The sequence below is a fragment of the Cryobacterium sp. TMT4-10 genome, assembly GCF_004403275.1.
Taxonomy (GTDB): domain Bacteria; phylum Actinomycetota; class Actinomycetes; order Actinomycetales; family Microbacteriaceae; genus Cryobacterium; species Cryobacterium shii.
In genome coordinates this window covers 1-15,159 of record NZ_SOGU01000030.1, presented here as the reverse complement: position 1 = coordinate 15,159, position 15,159 = coordinate 1, and the positions used below count along the sequence as shown (strand labels likewise).

Annotated in this window: 17 protein-coding genes; 12 read left to right on the top strand and 5 right to left on the bottom strand. The window is 68.6% G+C overall.

Translation table 11 applies throughout. The features are described 5' to 3' along the window. Positions 1–2: 2 nt before the first annotated feature. The 10 genes from fliN to csrA are packed head-to-tail and all read left to right on the top strand — an operon-like array spanning position 3 to position 7,411. On the top strand, positions 3–707 hold the full coding sequence (fliN, locus tag E3T42_RS04340; RefSeq protein WP_134402528.1) for a flagellar motor switch protein FliN: 705 nt from the start codon (positions 3–5) through the stop codon (positions 705–707). Then, a complete protein-coding gene (gene fliO / locus E3T42_RS04335; RefSeq protein WP_134402527.1) occupies positions 708–1,136 on the top strand; it encodes a flagellar biosynthetic protein FliO in 429 nt (142 codons plus the stop codon). A gap of 56 nt (positions 1,137–1,192) precedes the next feature. Further along, positions 1,193–1,984, top strand: coding sequence for a flagellar type III secretion system pore protein FliP (gene fliP / locus E3T42_RS04330; RefSeq protein ID WP_134402559.1), 792 nt, complete (start codon positions 1,193–1,195; stop codon positions 1,982–1,984). After that, entirely contained in the window at positions 1,985–2,260 is a 276-nt protein-coding gene (fliQ, locus tag E3T42_RS04325) for a flagellar biosynthesis protein FliQ (protein ID WP_134402526.1), read from the top strand. 1 nt (position 2,261) lies between these two features. Then, positions 2,262–3,020 (top strand): flagellar biosynthetic protein FliR, encoded by a 759-nt coding sequence (locus tag E3T42_RS04320; protein ID WP_134402525.1) that lies wholly within the window; start codon positions 2,262–2,264, stop codon positions 3,018–3,020. Further along, positions 3,021–4,127: a flagellar biosynthesis protein FlhB gene (locus E3T42_RS04315; protein WP_134402524.1), complete on the top strand. Its 1,107-nt coding sequence runs from the start codon at positions 3,021–3,023 to the stop codon at positions 4,125–4,127. It begins immediately after the preceding gene. Beyond that, positions 4,124–6,175, top strand: a complete 2,052-nt coding sequence (locus tag E3T42_RS04310; RefSeq protein WP_134402523.1) for a flagellar biosynthesis protein FlhA — start codon at positions 4,124–4,126, stop codon at positions 6,173–6,175. The genes E3T42_RS04315 and E3T42_RS04310 overlap by 4 nt, the downstream gene beginning before the upstream one ends. Then, positions 6,150–6,632: a hypothetical protein gene (locus tag E3T42_RS04305; protein ID WP_134402522.1), complete on the top strand. Its 483-nt coding sequence runs from the start codon at positions 6,150–6,152 to the stop codon at positions 6,630–6,632. Before E3T42_RS04310 ends, E3T42_RS04305 begins: the two co-directional genes overlap by 26 nt. Continuing rightward, positions 6,626–7,138: a hypothetical protein gene (locus tag E3T42_RS04300; protein WP_134402521.1), complete on the top strand. Its 513-nt coding sequence runs from the start codon at positions 6,626–6,628 to the stop codon at positions 7,136–7,138. The genes E3T42_RS04305 and E3T42_RS04300 overlap by 7 nt, the downstream gene beginning before the upstream one ends. Before the next feature lie 9 nt (positions 7,139–7,147). Then, entirely contained in the window at positions 7,148–7,411 is a 264-nt protein-coding gene (gene csrA, locus E3T42_RS04295; protein WP_134402520.1) for a carbon storage regulator CsrA, read from the top strand. Positions 7,412–7,709: 298 nt separating this feature from the next. Here the strand turns inward: csrA and E3T42_RS04290 are convergent, their stop codons facing one another. From E3T42_RS04290 to E3T42_RS04270, 5 genes are read right to left on the bottom strand one after another with little or no spacing between them, the layout of a single operon-like run. Continuing rightward, the gene (locus E3T42_RS04290) at positions 7,710–8,780 is read right to left on the bottom strand and encodes a glycosidase (protein ID WP_134367483.1); all 1,071 of its coding nucleotides are present in this window, start codon (positions 8,778–8,780) and stop codon (positions 7,710–7,712) included. 2 nt (positions 8,781–8,782) lie between these two features. Continuing rightward, on the bottom strand, positions 8,783–9,616 hold the full coding sequence (locus tag E3T42_RS04285; protein WP_134367481.1) for a carbohydrate ABC transporter permease: 834 nt from the start codon (positions 9,614–9,616) through the stop codon (positions 8,783–8,785). After that, entirely contained in the window at positions 9,613–10,572 is a 960-nt protein-coding gene (locus tag E3T42_RS04280) for a carbohydrate ABC transporter permease (RefSeq protein WP_134402519.1), read from the bottom strand. The genes E3T42_RS04285 and E3T42_RS04280 overlap by 4 nt, the downstream gene beginning before the upstream one ends. 7 nt (positions 10,573–10,579) lie before the next feature. Continuing rightward, positions 10,580–11,881 carry an extracellular solute-binding protein gene (locus E3T42_RS04275; protein ID WP_370261701.1) on the bottom strand — a complete coding sequence of 434 codons (1,302 nt, stop codon included), beginning with the start codon at positions 11,879–11,881 and terminating at the stop codon, positions 10,580–10,582. Positions 11,882–11,934: 53 nt separating this feature from the next. Then, on the bottom strand, positions 11,935–12,963 hold the full coding sequence (locus E3T42_RS04270; RefSeq protein ID WP_241975825.1) for a LacI family DNA-binding transcriptional regulator: 1,029 nt from the start codon (positions 12,961–12,963) through the stop codon (positions 11,935–11,937). Positions 12,964–13,142: 179 nt separating this feature from the next. On the opposite strand from E3T42_RS04270, the gene E3T42_RS04265 reads away from it, so the two are divergent. Together E3T42_RS04265 and E3T42_RS04260 are read left to right on the top strand one after the other, a co-directional pair. Next, positions 13,143–14,579, top strand: coding sequence for a lipase maturation factor family protein (locus E3T42_RS04265; protein WP_134367476.1), 1,437 nt, complete (start codon positions 13,143–13,145; stop codon positions 14,577–14,579). Beyond that, positions 14,572–15,159: NAD(P)/FAD-dependent oxidoreductase (locus tag E3T42_RS04260; RefSeq protein WP_134402517.1), on the top strand; the 588-nt coding region annotated here is incomplete at its 3' end. The genes E3T42_RS04265 and E3T42_RS04260, both read left to right, overlap by 8 nt.

Here is a 15,159-nt window from a genome sequence, read left to right as displayed (position 1 = left end):
ACATGAGCCCTACCTCCACCACCCTGCACATGGCGGCCGTTGACGCCCTCCTCGGTGTCCTGCCGACCCCGAGCCGGCTGCGAGCCGAGCCCTGCTCCGGCGCCGCCCTCGCGGGCCGGCTCGGTGCCGCGGTCGTCGCCTCCTTCGTCGGGGCGACATCGGCCGACCTCGCGGTGGTCCTGGCCGATCCGGCCTCACTCGACGCGGCCGGCGGCCAGGAGTCCTCGCTCGTCTCCCGCCAGGATGTGCTCCGTCCCGCCCTCGAAAACGCGGCAGCCGTGCTCGGCGTCGGCGTGCTCGGCGACACGAGGGTCGAAGACGCGACCGCGCTCGTCTCCGACGCCAACACGGTCGTCTACGAGCTCACCGGCGACGGGGCCGTCACCGGCTGGTTCGCGATCCGCCTGCGCGACAACGGGCCGGCCGGGCAGAACGGCCGTGCATCCCAGTCCGTCGTCGGCAAGCTCGGCCGCATCAACAGCGTCGAAATGGCGCTCACGGTCGAGATCGGCCGCACCCGGATGTCGGTGCGGGACGTGCTCGCCCTCGAGCCGGGCGCCGTCATCGAGCTCGACCGTTCCGCCGGGGCACCCGCCGACATCCTCCTCAACGGCCGCCTGATCGCCCATGGGGAGATCGTCGTCGTCGACCAGGACTACGCCGTGCGCATCACCCAGATCCTCGACGTGGCCGAGAGCCTCACCTAAATGGACACCGTCGTCGTTGCCCTTCGGGTCGCCCTGTCCCTGGCCGCTGTGCTCGGGCTGCTCTGGGTGCTGCAGCGACGGCTGACCAAATCCGCGCGCGGCGGCCGCAGCGCCAACCTCGTGACCGTGGTCGGACGCCAGGGCCTCGGCCAGAAGGCATCCGTGGTGGTCGTCGACATCGAGGGGCGCAGGTTCGTGCTCGGCGTGACCGAACAGTCCGTGAGCGTGCTCCATACGGGCGAGCAGACGGATGCCCCGGCCGACTTCGCCCGCGAACTCGCCGATGCCGGGCGAGGCGACGCCGAGCTGGCCCCGCCCTTCATCCTTCGTCCCCGCCGCGACCGGCCGGCACCCGGCCGCCTGGCCGGCTCGATCCTGTCCCCGGCGACCTGGCAGCATACCGCCGCCGCGCTGCGGCAGAACCGGTGACCTGGGTAACCGTGACCAGCACAGGCCGGCGCCGGGACATCGCCCGGTACCTGGTGATGGCGGCCCTCGTTCTCGTGATCGTCGCGGCCATCGTCATGCTGGTCACGACCGCGGGCCACGCCGCACCGATCGACCCCGTCACCCCGACCGCTCCGGCCACGCCCGCCCCGCCGAGCGGCGGCGGACTCAACGTGCAGATCAACGGCCCGGACGGCGCCCCCTCCTCGGCGATCGTCACCCTGATCGGCATCACGCTGTTGTCGGTCGCGCCGGCCCTGCTGCTGATGATGACGAGCTTCACAAAGATCTTCGTCGTGCTCGCCATGACCCGCAACGCGCTCGCTCTGCCGTCGATCCCGCCCAACCAGGTTCTCGCCGGACTGGCGCTCTTCCTGTCGCTGTTCATCATGGCGCCCATCCTCACCGACATCAACGACCACGCCTTGCAGCCCTACCTGAACGGCGCGATGTCCTTCGACGACGCCGTCACGCTCGGGTCCGGGCCGCTGCGCACGTTCATGCTCGCGCACACCCGCGAGGAAGACCTGGCCCTGATGACTCGGGCCGCCGACCAGGCCAACCCTGTGAGCCGGGACGCGGTGTCGTTGCTCACCCTGATCCCCGCCTTCATGATCTCCGAGCTGCGCGCCGCGTTCATCATCGGTTTCGTCATCTTCATCCCGTTCCTCGTGATCGACCTGGTCGTGTCCGCGGCGCTGATGTCGATGGGCATGATGATGCTGCCGCCGGTGATGATCTCGCTGCCGTTCAAGATCCTGCTCTTCGTGCTCGTCGACGGCTGGGGGCTCATCATCACGACCCTGATCACCAGTTACCGGGGTGGCTGAGTGGACACCAACGCCGTCCTGGACATCGGGATGCAGGCCATCATCATCGCCGGCAAGCTGTCCGCCCCGATCCTGATCACCGCCCTCGTCGTCGGGTTCGCCATTTCCCTTCTCCAGTCGATCACCCAGATCCAGGAGGTGACGCTGTCCTTCGTGCCCAAGGCGATCGCGGTCTGCCTGGCCCTGCTCATCTCCGGGCACTGGATGATCTCCGAGATCGTCGCCTTCACCAACGCTCTCTTCGAGAAGATCCCCTCACTCATCGGCGGCGGCTGACGTGGATCTCACCCTCGACTTCGCCTGGATCGAAGCGGTCACCCTCGCGGGCGTGCGAATGGTGGCCTTCATAGTCGTAGCGCCGCCGTTCTCCTATAACGCGTTTCCGCTGCGCGTGAAGGGAATGCTGGCGCTCGGCCTCGCCCTGGCCGTCTCCCCGCGGGTCACCCCCGGGTACGTCTCGCCTGACACCGCCGGTTTCATCGTCGCGCTCCTGCTGGAGCTCCTGGTCGGCGGAGTGCTGGGTTTCCTCGTGCTCGTGATTTTCTCGGCGCTGCAGTCCGCGGGCAACCTGATCGACATGTTCGGGGGCTTCCAGCTGGCCCAGGGCTTCGACCCGCAGGCCATGGTCAACGGCGCCATGTTCACCCGGCTCTACCAGATGACGGCCCTCGCACTCCTGTTCGCGTCGGGCGGGTACCAGCTCATCATCGGCGGCCTCAGCCGCACCTTCGACGCGCTCCCGCTCGGGGGAGGGCTCGACCTCGCCGTGCCGATGCAGGCCGTCACCGCCGCCGTGGGCCAGATGGTCCTCGCGGCCGTTCAGATCGCCGGCCCGCTCATCGTCGTCCTGTTCCTCGCCGACGCCGGCCTCGGCCTGCTCACCCGGGTCGCCCCGGCCCTGAACGCCTTCGCCCTCGGCTTCCCGCTCAAGATCCTGATCACCCTCACCCTCGGCGCGGCCGGTTTCGTCGCGCTTCCGCGGATCGTCTCCTCGCTCACCGGCGACGCCGTGAGCACGATGCTGGGGGTGAAATAGATGTCCGACTCCGGTGAGAAGACCGAACAGGCGACCGAGAAACGGATGCGCGAGGTCCGGTCCAAGGGTCAACTCTCCAAGTCCCAGGACCTGACTGCATGGCTCGGGATCGGTGCGGCGGCGGTGATGACCCCGGTGACCGTCGGACTGGCCGCGCAGGCGGGAACCGGTCAGATGCTGAACATCCGGATGCTCATCGCCCGCCCGGACCCGGACCTCGCCGTGCAGATGCTCGGGGAATCGCTCGGCTCGATGGCGGGCATCCTCACGCCGATGCTGGCGACCGTCTTCGTCGTCGTGTTGGGCGGGGCCGTCGCACAGGGCGGGGTGCACTTCAAAAGGGTGGCCGGCAAGTATGAGCAGTTCAACCTGGTCACCGGCCTCGGGCGCACGTTCGGCGGTCAGGCCGTGTGGCAGGGGGTCAAAGCCCTGCTCAAGACCATCGCCGTCGGCGTGGTGCTCACCCTGGTGATCCAGGGGCTCACCCCCGTTCTGATGACCGCCGGCGGTCTGCCGGTGACAGCCCTGATCGACGCGGCGACGGGCGGGGCGGTCTCGCTGGTGCAGTCGGCCGTCATCGCCGGCCTCGTGCTCGCCGCGGCCGACGTCTTCGTCGTCATGAAGCGCAACCGCAAACGCACCCGGATGACCAAGAAGGAGGTCACCGACGAGAACAAGAGTTCCGAGGGTGACCCGCAGGTCAAGTCCCAGCGTCGATCGCGCCAGCTGGCGATGAGCCGCAATCGGATGATCGCCTCGGTCGCGACCGCCGACGTCGTGCTCGTCAATCCCACCCACTTCGCCGTCGCGCTCAGATACGAGCCGGGCAAGTCCGCGCCCCGCGTGGTCGCCAAGGGGGCCGGCGTGATCGCCGCCCGCATCCGCGAGCAGGCGGAAACCGACGGGGTGCCGATCGTGCGGGACATCCCGCTCGCCCGCGCCCTGCACAGCGCCTGCGACCTCGGCCAGGAGATCCCGATCGAGCTTTACAACGCGGTCGCCCGGGTGCTCGCCTTCGTGCTCGCCCTGAAGGCGCGCGGCTCCGGCGCCTCGACCGGCGTGCACACCATGAACGACCTTGCCCCGGCTTCAGGAGGCCTCCGATGAAAAGCACGTTCGCCAAGCTCGCCGTCCCGATCGGCGTCGTCGGCATCATCCTTCTGCTGGTCGTTCCGGTGCCGGCCGTGCTCCTGGACGTGCTGATCATCATCAACATCCTGCTCGGGCTGGTGGTGCTGCTGACGACCATGTTCGTCAAGAAACCCCTCGATTTCTCCGTGTTCCCCTCTCTGCTGCTGGTGGCCACCCTGTTCCGCCTGGGCCTGAACGTGGCCTCGACCCGGCTCGTCCTGGGCGACGGCTACGCCGGGCAGGTCATCGCCTCCTTCGGCCAGGTCGCGGTCGGCGGCTCGATCATCATCGGTGCCGTGATCTTCCTGATCCTGGTCGTGATCCAGTTCGTCGTCGTCACCAAGGGAGCTGAGCGGGTGGCGGAGGTCGGGGCGCGCTTCACCCTGGACGCCATGCCGGGCAAGCAGATGGCGATCGACGCGGACCTGAACGCCGGCCTGATCACCGACATCCAGGCCCGGGAACGCCGAGCCGAGGTGTCCGCCGAAGCCGACTTCTACGGCGCCATGGACGGCGCGTCCAAGTTCGTGAAGGGCGACGCGATCGCCGGGATCATCATCATCATCATCAACCTGGTCGGCGGTATCGCGATCGGCATGGTGCAGCGCGGCCTGTCGATCACCGATGCCATGAGCACCTACTCGCTCCTCACCATCGGCGACGGCCTCGTCACCCAGATCCCGGCCTTGCTGATGGCGGTCTCCACCGGCATGATCGTGACGCGTTCCAACGTGGAATCCGACATCGGCGCCACCGCATCCGCGCAGCTCACCCAATCCCGCAACGCCCTGATGATCGCCGGCGCCGCCGCGCTGCTGATGTCCCTCATCCCGGGCATGCCGATCATCCCCTTCGTCGTGATCGGGGTGGGCCTGATCGTGTTCTCCCAGCGGATCAAGGCGGGCGAGGCCCGCGAGCAGGCGGGGCGTGAGGCCGCTGTGAGCCTGGAGAGCCAGGCACCCCGGTCGGACACCCCTGAAGACCTGATCGAGACGATGCGGGTGCACGCCCTCGAGATCCTGCTCGCCCCCGACCTCGTGGACCTGGTCTCCGGCGCGCAGGATGACCTGCTCGCGCGGGTGCGCGCGCTGCGCCGCAAAATCGCGATGGACCTGGGCGTGGTCGTACCCCCCGTGCGCACCCGGGACAGTGTTGAACTGCCCTCGTCGACGTATGTGATCCGGATCGCGGGGGTCGAGGCCGGGCGCGGACTCGCCCCGGCCGGCAAGGTCCTCGCCCTCGGCGACTTCCTCGACGGGCTGCCCGGCACCGCAACGGTCGAGCCCGTCTTCGGGCTGGCCGGCAAGTGGGTGCCGAGCGAGATGCGGCACAGCGCCGAGATGGTCGGCGCGACGGTCATCGACCGGGTCTCGGTGCTGATCACCCACCTGTCCTCGATCATCACCGGCAACGCGGCGCGGCTCCTCACCCGGGAAGACGTGCGCGTGCTCACCGACGGCGTGCGGCAGGTCAATCCCGCCGCCGTCGACGACCTCATCCCCGGGATGCTCTCCCTCGCCGAGGTGCAGCGTGTGCTGCAGGGTCTGCTCGTCGAGCTCATCCCGATCAACGACCTTCCCCGCATTTACGAGGCGCTCTCCCTCCGGGCCAAGGTCTCGGCCGACCCGGAGGGGCTGATCGAGGCTGCCAGGCAGGCGCTCGGCCCGGCGCTCACCGCCCAGTACCTCGACGAGGGACTGCTCCGCGTGATCATGATCGAACCCGCTCTCGAGCAGTCCATGCTCGAAGGCATGCGCCCCTCCGAGCAGGGCTCCCAGATCATGCTGGAGCCGCACCGGATCGACGCCATCCTCGGTTCGCTCAAGTCCTCCCTGGCCGCGGTCGAGGAGAGCGGCCTGACCGCCGTACTGGTCTGCGCTCCCGCCCTGCGACCGGCGATCCGGCGCATGGTGTCGGCCCAGGCCGGCGGGCTGCCCGTGCTGTCCTACCTCGAGGTGACGAGCGCGAACGTCGGCATCGAGACCGTGGGGGTGGTCCGTGGAACGGAAACGATTTCAGCTTGAGGGTGCCAGCCTGCCGGAGCTGAAGGCTCGCGTGTTCTTGGAGCACGGAGCGGATGCCCGCATCGTCGCGGCCGAGCGGGTCACCGTGGGCGGCATCCATGGATTCTTCGCCCGCCGTCATCTCGAGGTGACGGTCGAGGTGCCCGTGCCCACGCGCCGGCGACGTGCAGCCCATGTGCAGCCGGATCGGCAGACGCGACTCGGGCTCGCGGCACTGCTGGACGAGGCGGACGAGGCCGAAGCCCGCCTGCAGGCGGTGGCGGAACCGCGCCTGTCGACCGCCTCCGACGACTTCGCCCACCTGATGGACGAACTCACTTTCACGACGGCCGGTCCGGTGACGGATGAGCGCGGCCCGGGGCCTCAGATCGTACCCGTACCGGCCACACGGGTGCCGGCAGCAGCCGCCCCGCCACGCCGCCGCGTCCGTTGGCCGGGCACGGTGATCTCGTGCTGATCATCGGTCGGGCCGACGCGGCGTTCCCGGTCGCGCGGGCGATGGCGTCCCGGAGCGGCGCCGGATCATCCCCTCTGGTCGCCGGTGTGCTGTCTACGGCGAGGAGCGGACGGGTCACGGACCGGCGCACGGCCCTGGCGGCCCGAGCCCGCGCGGTGGATCAGGGCGAGACGGTCTTCGTGGCCTTCGGCCTGGAGTCCGATGACGAAGCCGGGGAGGCGGCTGCGGACGAGGCCGCGATCCTGGCTGCGGTGGGCGCAGACCAGGTCTGGGTGGTCGTGGATGCCGGCCGCAAGGCCGAGGACACCGCCGCCTGGGTATCGCGCCTGTCCGCGCACCTCTCCCTCGACGCGGTCGCCGTGATCGAGGCCGGGTCCACAGCGTCGCCGGAGACGATCGACGAGTTGGGACTGCCGGTGGGGTGGATCGACGGTTCCGAGGCGACCTCGGCGACGATGGCGGGTTTGAGGCCGAGCCTCACCGACCGGGCCAACCGGTCAAGCTAGGCTGAACAGGTGCTGGTTCTAACACGCAAACAGGGGGAGAAGATCCTCATCGGTGATGACATCGTCATCACCGTCCTTGATGTGCGCGGTGACAGCATCCGCATCGGAGTCGATGCCCCGCGCGGGGTCAAGATCCAGCGCGACGAGGTACTGCGTGCCGTCACCGAGGCGAACATCGCGGCGAGCCAGGCCGGTCAGGCCGACCCGGATGCCGAGGCCCGACTGAAGGCCACCCTCGGCCTCCTCACCCCGCCGCCCACACCGGCCGGCTAGCACCCACGGCCGGCTAGCGCACGTCTAGCTGACCCACGTCTCCTCGCAGCCTGCGCCAGTGCGCGTGCGCTCGCCTGCACCAGCGCGCGTTCCCCCAACGAATTCGACGGAGATTTTGCCCGGACCGGCGCGAACGGGGCCGAAACGGACCGGAATCGCACTTCGGCGACAAAATCTCCGTCGAATTGGTTCCACGCCGTGCCGGGGGCGACGGATGAGACGGACGAGACGCGAACGGCCTCAGTACGGCGACGTTTCCGTCGCCGTACTGAGGCCGTTCGCGAGGCTGTCCCTGTCGTTACGCCGGGACGTGGTCCAGGCGTGCAACGCCGATCTTCGAGTCAGCCATGCCGTAGAACACGAACAGCTGCCCGTCGATCTCCTCGATCGCGGTCGGGAAGACGACGTTCGGCACGATGCCGCTGATCTCGTCGGGCGTCTCCGCCTTGAGAAGCGGCTCGCTGGTGCGCTGCAGAATGATCGTGGGGTCGTCGGCGTCGAGGATCATCGCGCCGGCGGCGTAGTTGACCTTCTGCTGCTGCGAGAACGCTCCGTCGATCGTGCCGGTGACACCGTGGTGCATCAGCAGCCAGCCCTCCGGTACGCGCAGGGGGGCCGGTCCGCCGCCGATCTTGAGCGCTTCGAACGGGAATTCCGGGCCGGCCAGGAACTTGTGGCCGCCCCAGAAGGTGAGCCTCGTCAGGTCGGCGAGCACGTCGGCGACGGGCACGTAGCTGATCCAGATGCTCTGCCTGGTGTCGGTGACGCCGGCCGGGACCCGCACGCCCTCGCCGGGCTTGACCTCGCTGAGGTCCCACATCGGGCGGTGCAGTACGGCGAAGCTTTCCACGCCGTTCGGGCCGGAGACGGGCTCCGGGAAGAACACGGTGTCCTTGTTGTGGAACAGGTTCAGGTCCATGTCCAGCGCGTCGTCGTAGGCGAAGAGAGCCGGGCCAAGCCGGCGCCATTCGCGCAGGTCCGATGACACGGCGACGGCCGTGCGCGGGCCGAGGGGGCCGTAGGCGACGTAGGTCATGACGTGCAAACCGAGGCGGGGGATGAACGTGACCCGGGGGTCTTCGACGCCGGCGTTGTTCGCGCCGCGCTCCCAGCCCCGGTCGGGCTCGAGGACGATGCCCTCGCGTTCGACGCCCGTGGGGACGCCGTCCGTGATGATGACCCGGGCCAGGCCGACCCGGGAGACGTTGCCCGTCGCGACGAGGCGGGGGAGCAGGTACAGGGTCCCATCCGCGGTGTGGCCGGTCCCGGGGTTCAGGACTCCTTCGGCCTCGAGGGCGTTGCCCTTTTCCGGCGTCATGATGATGCCCATGCGGGTCAGTCGGTAGGGGAATTCTGTGGGGGTGGGCATGTCTAACCTTTCACGCCGGAGCCGATATTGTTCGACACGAAGTGCCGTTGGAAGAGGATGAACAGAAGCACAGCAGGACCGGCGAGGACGCAGGCCCCGGCAAGGACCGCCCCGAACGGGTTCGCCGCGGTGGCCGCGACGTTGCTGAGGTAGTTGGCGAGTGAAACCGCGAGCGGCTGGAGGGACGCCTCCTTGGTGATCAGGAATGGCCAGAGGAATTCGTTCCACGGGCCGATGAAGGTCAGGAGCACGACGGTCAGCAGGGCGGGCCGAACGAGAGGCAGCGCGATCCGGCGGAGAATGCGCAGCTCGCCGGCCCCGTCGATCCGCGCGGCATCGAAGAGTTCCTTCGGGATCTGCAAGAAGTACTGTCTGAAGATGATCACGGCCGTGGAGTTGATGGCGAACGGCAGGATCATGCCCACGTAGTTGTCCGCGAGACCGTAGTCCCTGGCGATCATCACGTACAGCGGGATCATCAGGAGCTGGAACGGGACCACCTGCACCAGCAGGGCGAGCGCGAAGGTGACCCCGCGGCCGCGCCACTGGAGCTGGGCGAGGGCGTAGCCCACGAGCACCCCGAACACCACGGTGCAGAGGATCACACCGCCGGTGAAGATGCCCGAGTTGAGCAGCCCCTGCATCAGGTTGATCCGGCTGTTGATGTCGCCGTAGTTGGCCAGGGTGAGGTTCGCCGGATTCGGGAAGGCGCCGGCGACCGACGGGTCGGGCGTCTCCTGCAGCGAGCCGATGACCATGTAGTAGAACGGGAACAGGAACACGAGTGCCCCCACGGCCAGGACCACGCCGCGCAGGATGTTCTGCTTGCGGGTCATGATTCGTCACCTCCCGCGAGCTTGCGCTGGATGAACGCGAGGATGAGGACTCCGATCACGAGGATGACTCCGATCGCGGCCGCCGTGTCGGGCGACCCCTGTTCGATTCCGCGCTGGTACATCATCAGTACGGGTGAGGAGGATGCCCCGTTGGGGCCGCCGCCGCCGGTGAGGAGGTACGGCTCCGTGAAGAGATTCGCCCCCGTGACGGTGGAGAGCAGCAGCACGAGCACGGTGGCGGGACGCACGCCCGGCACGGTGACCGAGAAGAAGCTGCGGATCTTGCCGGCACCATCGGTCGCGGCGGCCTCGTAGAGTTCCTCCGACACGTTCTGCAGGGCGGCCAGGTAGAGCAGGATGAAGAATCCGAGGCCCTTCCAGGTCACGAAGATCGCGATGGTGGGCATCGCCCAGGTCTCGTTGATCAGCCAGGGCGGGTCGGGTGCGAGCGGCCCGAGAATCTCATTGACCAGGCCGTTGCCGCTGAACAGGAAGATCCAGACGCCCACGACCGCGACGCTCGCGGTCACATACGGCACGTAGTACGACACCCGCAGGAACGTGCGGAATCGCACGGCCTTGTTCAGGGCGTTGGCGAGCACGAGGGAGAGGACGACCGTCAGTGGGACGTTGATCAGCAGGAAGATCCCCACGTTGCCGAACGAACGGATGATGGCCGGGTCGCTGAGCACTTCCCGGAAATTGTCGAGGCCGACGAAGGGCCGGTCGACCTGGGCGCCTGGAGCGGCGAAGAAGTAGTCGTGGAAGGACATCCAGAAGGCGAACACGAGTGGGTACGCGAAGACCGCCAGGACGAAAATGAGGTAGGGCGTGCTGAGCAGGAGCCCGAAGGGGTTCTTTCCCAGTAAGGGGCGCCTGCGGCGCCGACGGGCGCCCCCGCCGGGAGGTGTTTGTGACCTCCCGGCGGCGGGCCGTTGTGCTGTCGAAGTGGACATTGTCGGGTTACGGCTGGGCGATCAGTTTGTCGATCTTGGCTGCCGCGCCGTCCAGGGCTGCGGGGATCTCACCCTCGCCGCTGATGACCGTCTTGGTGTACATGTCACGGAATGCCTGCCATGCGGCCACGGAGTTGGGGACGTTGGGCACCTCGACCGTGCGGGACGCCTGGTCACCGAACTGCTCGTAGGCCGGGTTGGCCGCGAAGTACTCGGGGAACACCGTGGTCAGGTCCTGGCGCAGCGGCATCTGGCCGGTCAGGTCGAGCAGCTGGCCGTCCTGTTCCTCGCTGGTCGCGAATTTCAGCACGTCCCAGGCGGTCGCCTGGTTCTTGCAGGCCGTGAACATGCCCACGTTCTTCGCATCGCTGAACGTGAAGGTCTCCTGAGCGGGTGTGCCCTCACTGGTGGGAACGGGAACCGCGCCCCAGTTGACGGCATCCTTGTACACCGACACGGCCCACGGGCCGACGATGGACATGGCCGCCTGGCCATCGGCGAAGGAGTCGCCCTGGTACTGCTCCTTGCCGGCGAGACCCTCGGCGTACAGGGTCTTCCAGAACTCCGCCACCTTGGCGCCGTCGGGGGTGTTGAAGGTGGACTTGCCGTCTTCGATCAGCTGCGTGCCACCCGTCTCGGCGGCGTACAGCGGGTAGAAGTCGAACCAGCTCTGGAAGAACTGGCTGGTGGGCGCCGGGTAGATGGCGTTGGGTGCTGCGCCGCTCTCGACCAGGGTGCGCGAGGTGGCGAGGAACTCGTCGTAGGTGGCGAGCTTCGGGTTCTCCGGGTCGAGGCCGGCTTTGGCGAACATGTCTTTGTTGTAGAAGATCATGACGGGGTTGGATTTCCACGGCATCTGGTAGAACTTGCCGTCGGCGCTCTTGTACTGCGCGGCAGCGTCGCCGGTGCGCTTCTCGATGTACGCGGTACCGTCCTTGAAGCTGGACAGGTTGACGAGACCACCCTGCTTCTCGAATTGCGGCACGGCGACGGGCGCCGTGTTGAAGACCAGGCACGGGGCGTTGCCGGCCGTGATGGCGGCTCCGATGACTTCCTCGCTGCTCTTGCCGGCCGGAATCTCCTGTGCCTTCACCTTTTCATCCGGGTTCTTGGTGTTCCAGGCCTCCACCATCTGTTTGCCCCAGGCGATTTCGGACTCGTTGTTCGAGTACCAGATGGTGATCGGTCCACGACTCGTGGCGGCATCCCCGGATGCCCCACCGGACGCGCAGGCGCTGAGCGCCAGGATCGCGGTGGCCGAAGCCGCCGTGACGGTAAGCAGACGCCTCGCCATTCGATTGTTGTGCATTTCGTTCTCCATTTCTGCTCCGCAGCAGCCTTGCTGCGGGAGGTCTATGTGGGCTACCAGGGATTGAGTGGTGGTGCGGTGGAGCCGCGGATCACGAGCCGGGCGGCGGGGAGGTCGACGTCGTCGGCCGTTCCGTTCTCCATCAGGGCGAGCAGCGTGGTCGCCGCGGCCCGGCCCCAGACCATGGGCGCGGCACTGACGGTCGTCAGCGGCGGGTACACGTAGCGGGAGAAATCGATGTCATCGTAGCCCGTGATCGACAGGTCCTCGGGAACCCGGATGCCGAACTCGTGGGCGACTCCGAGGCCCGCGATGGCCATCGGGTCGTTGGCGAAGACGATCGCGGTCGGCGGCCGGTCCTGGGTGAGGAGCCGGCGGGTGGCGTCCGAGCCGTCCGCCATGGAGAAGTCCGTTTCGACGGTCTGGCCCTCGGGCAGTCCCGCGTCCCGGAGCGCCGCGGCGAAAGCCTCCCGGCGCCTGCTGCCGTGCAACAGGGCCGAGTTGCCCGCGACGTGCGCGATGCGGCGGTGGCCGAGGGTGACCAGGTGCGCCACCGAGGCGGCGATCCCCGGGCTGTCGTCCACGGATACGGCGGGAAACGGGCTGTCGCCGTCTGGGCGGCCGAGCGTGACGGCCGGGAGGCCCAGTTCGGACAGGAGCGGAATGCGGGGGTCGTTGTGTCGCAGGTCGCTGAGGAAGACGCCGTCGACCCGGCCGTCGGCGACGAGTGAGCGGTAGGTCTTCACTTCCCTCGCCTCGTCGGGCACGACGCTGAGCACGAGGGTGCGGCCCTGGTCGGTGAGGATGCTCTCGACGCCCGCGATGAAGGAGGTGAAGAACGGGTCGGAGGCGAGCACATCGGGGTTCCGGGCGATGACGAAGCCCAGGGCGAAGGAGCGCTGGGTGGAGAGCGACCGGGCGCGGAGGGAGGGCTTCCAGCCTAGTTCGGTGGCAACCTGCAGGATGCGGGCGCGGGTCTCGGCGGCGACGCCGGGGCGGTCGTTCAGGGCGAAGGACACGAGCCCCTTGCTGACGCCGGCCTGCTTGGCGACGACGGCGATCGTGACTTTCTCGCGGTTCACGGGTGGCCTCCTCATTGACAGCCGATCCAACTGAACCGGTTTAGAGGAAGGCTATACCGGTTTAGTCCGCCTCGTCAAGGTCCGGCCCGGATCCGCCCCGCACCCCGGGCGGCGGTTTCCGTGTCCCGGGTCCCCGCCCCATTGAAGGCCCGTCTCCCGCGGCCTATCGTGAGGGCACCATGGAATGGTTCGATGCGGGAGACTATGAGGTCGCGCGGCAGGTACTGCAGCGCGGCGTTGCGGCGTGCTATCTGATCGGCTTCGTCTCGGCAATCAACCAGTTCCCCGTGCTGCTGGGCGACCGAGGTCTGCTCCCGGTGGCCCGGTTCACCCGGCAGGTGCGATTCCGCCAGTCCCCGAGCCTGTTCCACTGGCGCTACTCCGACCGGATGCTGCGCGTGCTTGCGTGGTCGGGGGCCGGTCTGGCGGCGGCCCTGGTGGCCGGCCTGCCCCAACTCGCACCGCCCTGGCTGCCGATGGCGTGCTTCCTCCTGCTCTTCGCCGCCTACCTGTCGATCGTCAACGTGGGCCAGACGTTCTACTCGTTCGGCTGGGAGAGCCTGCTGCTGGAGGCCGGCTTCGTGGTGGCGTTCCTCGGCTCCAACGACGTGGCTCCTCCGCTGGTCGTGATCCTGTTCTGCCGCTGGCTCCTGTTTCGCCTGGAGTTCGGCGCCGGCCTGATCAAGATCCGCGGCGGCCAGGAGTGGCGCGACCTGACCGCTTTGTACTACCACCACGAGACCCAGCCGATGCCGAACCCGGTCAGCTGGTTCGTGCACCACCTGCCGAAGTGGTTCCACCGCGGCGAGGTCCTGGGCAACCACTTCGCCCAGCTCGTCGTGCCGTTCTTCCTGTTCGCGCCCCAGCCCCTCGCATCCGTTGCCGGCCTGATCGTGATCCTGACCCAGGGCTGGCTCGTGCTCACCGGCAACTTCGCCTGGCTCAACTGGATCACCATCGTGCTCGCCTTCTCCGCGATCGACGACACGAGCATCCGGTTCGTGCTCGGCCTGGCCCCGCCGGCGCCGGCGGGGGAGACGCCGCTCTGGTTCGTCGTCGTGGTGCTCGCCGCGACCGGGTTCCTGCTGGTGCTGAGCTGGTGGCCGCTGCGCAACCTGTTCGCCCGCCGCCAGCTGATGAACGCGAGTTTCAACCGCTACCACCTGGTGAACGCCTACGGCGCTTTCGGCACGGTCACGAAGGAGCGCTTCGAGGTGGTCGTGGAGGGCAGCGACGCCGCCGACCCCGGCGACGAGTCCGGGTGGCTGGCCTACGAGTTCCGTGGCAAACCGGGCGATCCGGCGCGGATGCCCCGCCAGTTCGCGCCGTACCACCTCCGGCTCGACTGGCTGATGTGGTTCCTGGCGCTCGGAACCCGCGACACCCGGTGGTTCGAGATGCTCCTGGCCCGGCTGCTCGAGGGGGACCGGGCGACACTGCGGATGCTGCGCGCGAACCCCTTCCCGTCCGGCCCGCCCCGGTACGTGCGTGCCCGGGTCTTCCTGTACCGGTTCTCCACCCCAGCCGAGCGTCGCGCGACCGGCGACTGGTGGGTGCGCTCCGAGGTCGGAATGCTCGTGCCCCCCGTCTCCCTTCCCGGAGGGACCCGTGCCTGACGTCAACGTGGTCGGTGCCGGACCCAACGGCCTCGCAGCCGCGGTCGTGCTGGCCCGGGCCGGCCTGTCGGTGCAGGTGATCGAGCAGTCCGGGGCGGCGGGCGGGGCCCTGCGCACGCAGGAGCTGACCCTGCCGGGATTCCGGCACGACGTCGGCTCCGCCGTGCACCCCGCCGCCCTGGCCTCCCCGTTCTTCCGGGAATTCGGCTTGACCGGGCGGGTGCCGTTCATCGTCCCCGAGATCTCCTACGCGCATCCGCTGGACGGCGGGCAGGCCGCGGTCGCCTGGCTGAACCTCGACCGCACGGCCGACGCCCTGGGCCGGGACTCGCGTGCTTGGGCGCGGGTGTTCCAGCCCCTGCTGAACCGCCTCGACGGCGTGGTGGGCTTCACCGGCAATCAGCTGCTCCGCTGGCCCGACGACCCCGTGGCCGCGGCCGCCTTCGGCGCACGGGTGCTCCTGCTCGGCACGGCGGCCCGGCGCCTCGTGTTCCGGACAGAGGCGGCGGCGGCGCTCTTCGCCGGCGTGGCCGCCCACACCCCCGGCCGGCAGCCGTCCCCGGCCTCGGCGGGCGCGGGG

What these genes read in the sequence shown, in the direction of transcription:
- fliN (WP_134402528.1), top strand. Translation starts at nt 3, where the DNA reads ATGAGCCCTACCTCCACCACCCTGCACATGGCGGCCGTTGACGCCCTC.
- fliP (WP_134402559.1), top strand. Translation starts at nt 1,193, where the DNA reads ATGGCGGCCCTCGTTCTCGTGATCGTCGCGGCCATCGTCATGCTGGTC.
- E3T42_RS04285 (WP_134367481.1), bottom strand. Translation starts at nt 9,616, where the DNA reads ATGACCCGCAAGCAGAACATCCTGCGCGGCGTGGTCCTGGCCGTGGGG.
- E3T42_RS04280 (WP_134402519.1), bottom strand. Translation starts at nt 10,572, where the DNA reads ATGTCCACTTCGACAGCACAACGGCCCGCCGCCGGGAGGTCACAAACA.
- E3T42_RS04290 (WP_134367483.1), bottom strand. Translation starts at nt 8,780, where the DNA reads ATGCCCACCCCCACAGAATTCCCCTACCGACTGACCCGCATGGGCATC.
- E3T42_RS04310 (WP_134402523.1), top strand. Translation starts at nt 4,124, where the DNA reads ATGAAAAGCACGTTCGCCAAGCTCGCCGTCCCGATCGGCGTCGTCGGC.
- fliO (WP_134402527.1), top strand. Translation starts at nt 708, where the DNA reads ATGGACACCGTCGTCGTTGCCCTTCGGGTCGCCCTGTCCCTGGCCGCT.
- E3T42_RS04275 (WP_370261701.1), bottom strand. Translation starts at nt 11,881, where the DNA reads ATGCACAACAATCGAATGGCGAGGCGTCTGCTTACCGTCACGGCGGCT.
- E3T42_RS04265 (WP_134367476.1), top strand. Translation starts at nt 13,143, where the DNA reads ATGGAATGGTTCGATGCGGGAGACTATGAGGTCGCGCGGCAGGTACTG.
- E3T42_RS04315 (WP_134402524.1), top strand. Translation starts at nt 3,021, where the DNA reads ATGTCCGACTCCGGTGAGAAGACCGAACAGGCGACCGAGAAACGGATG.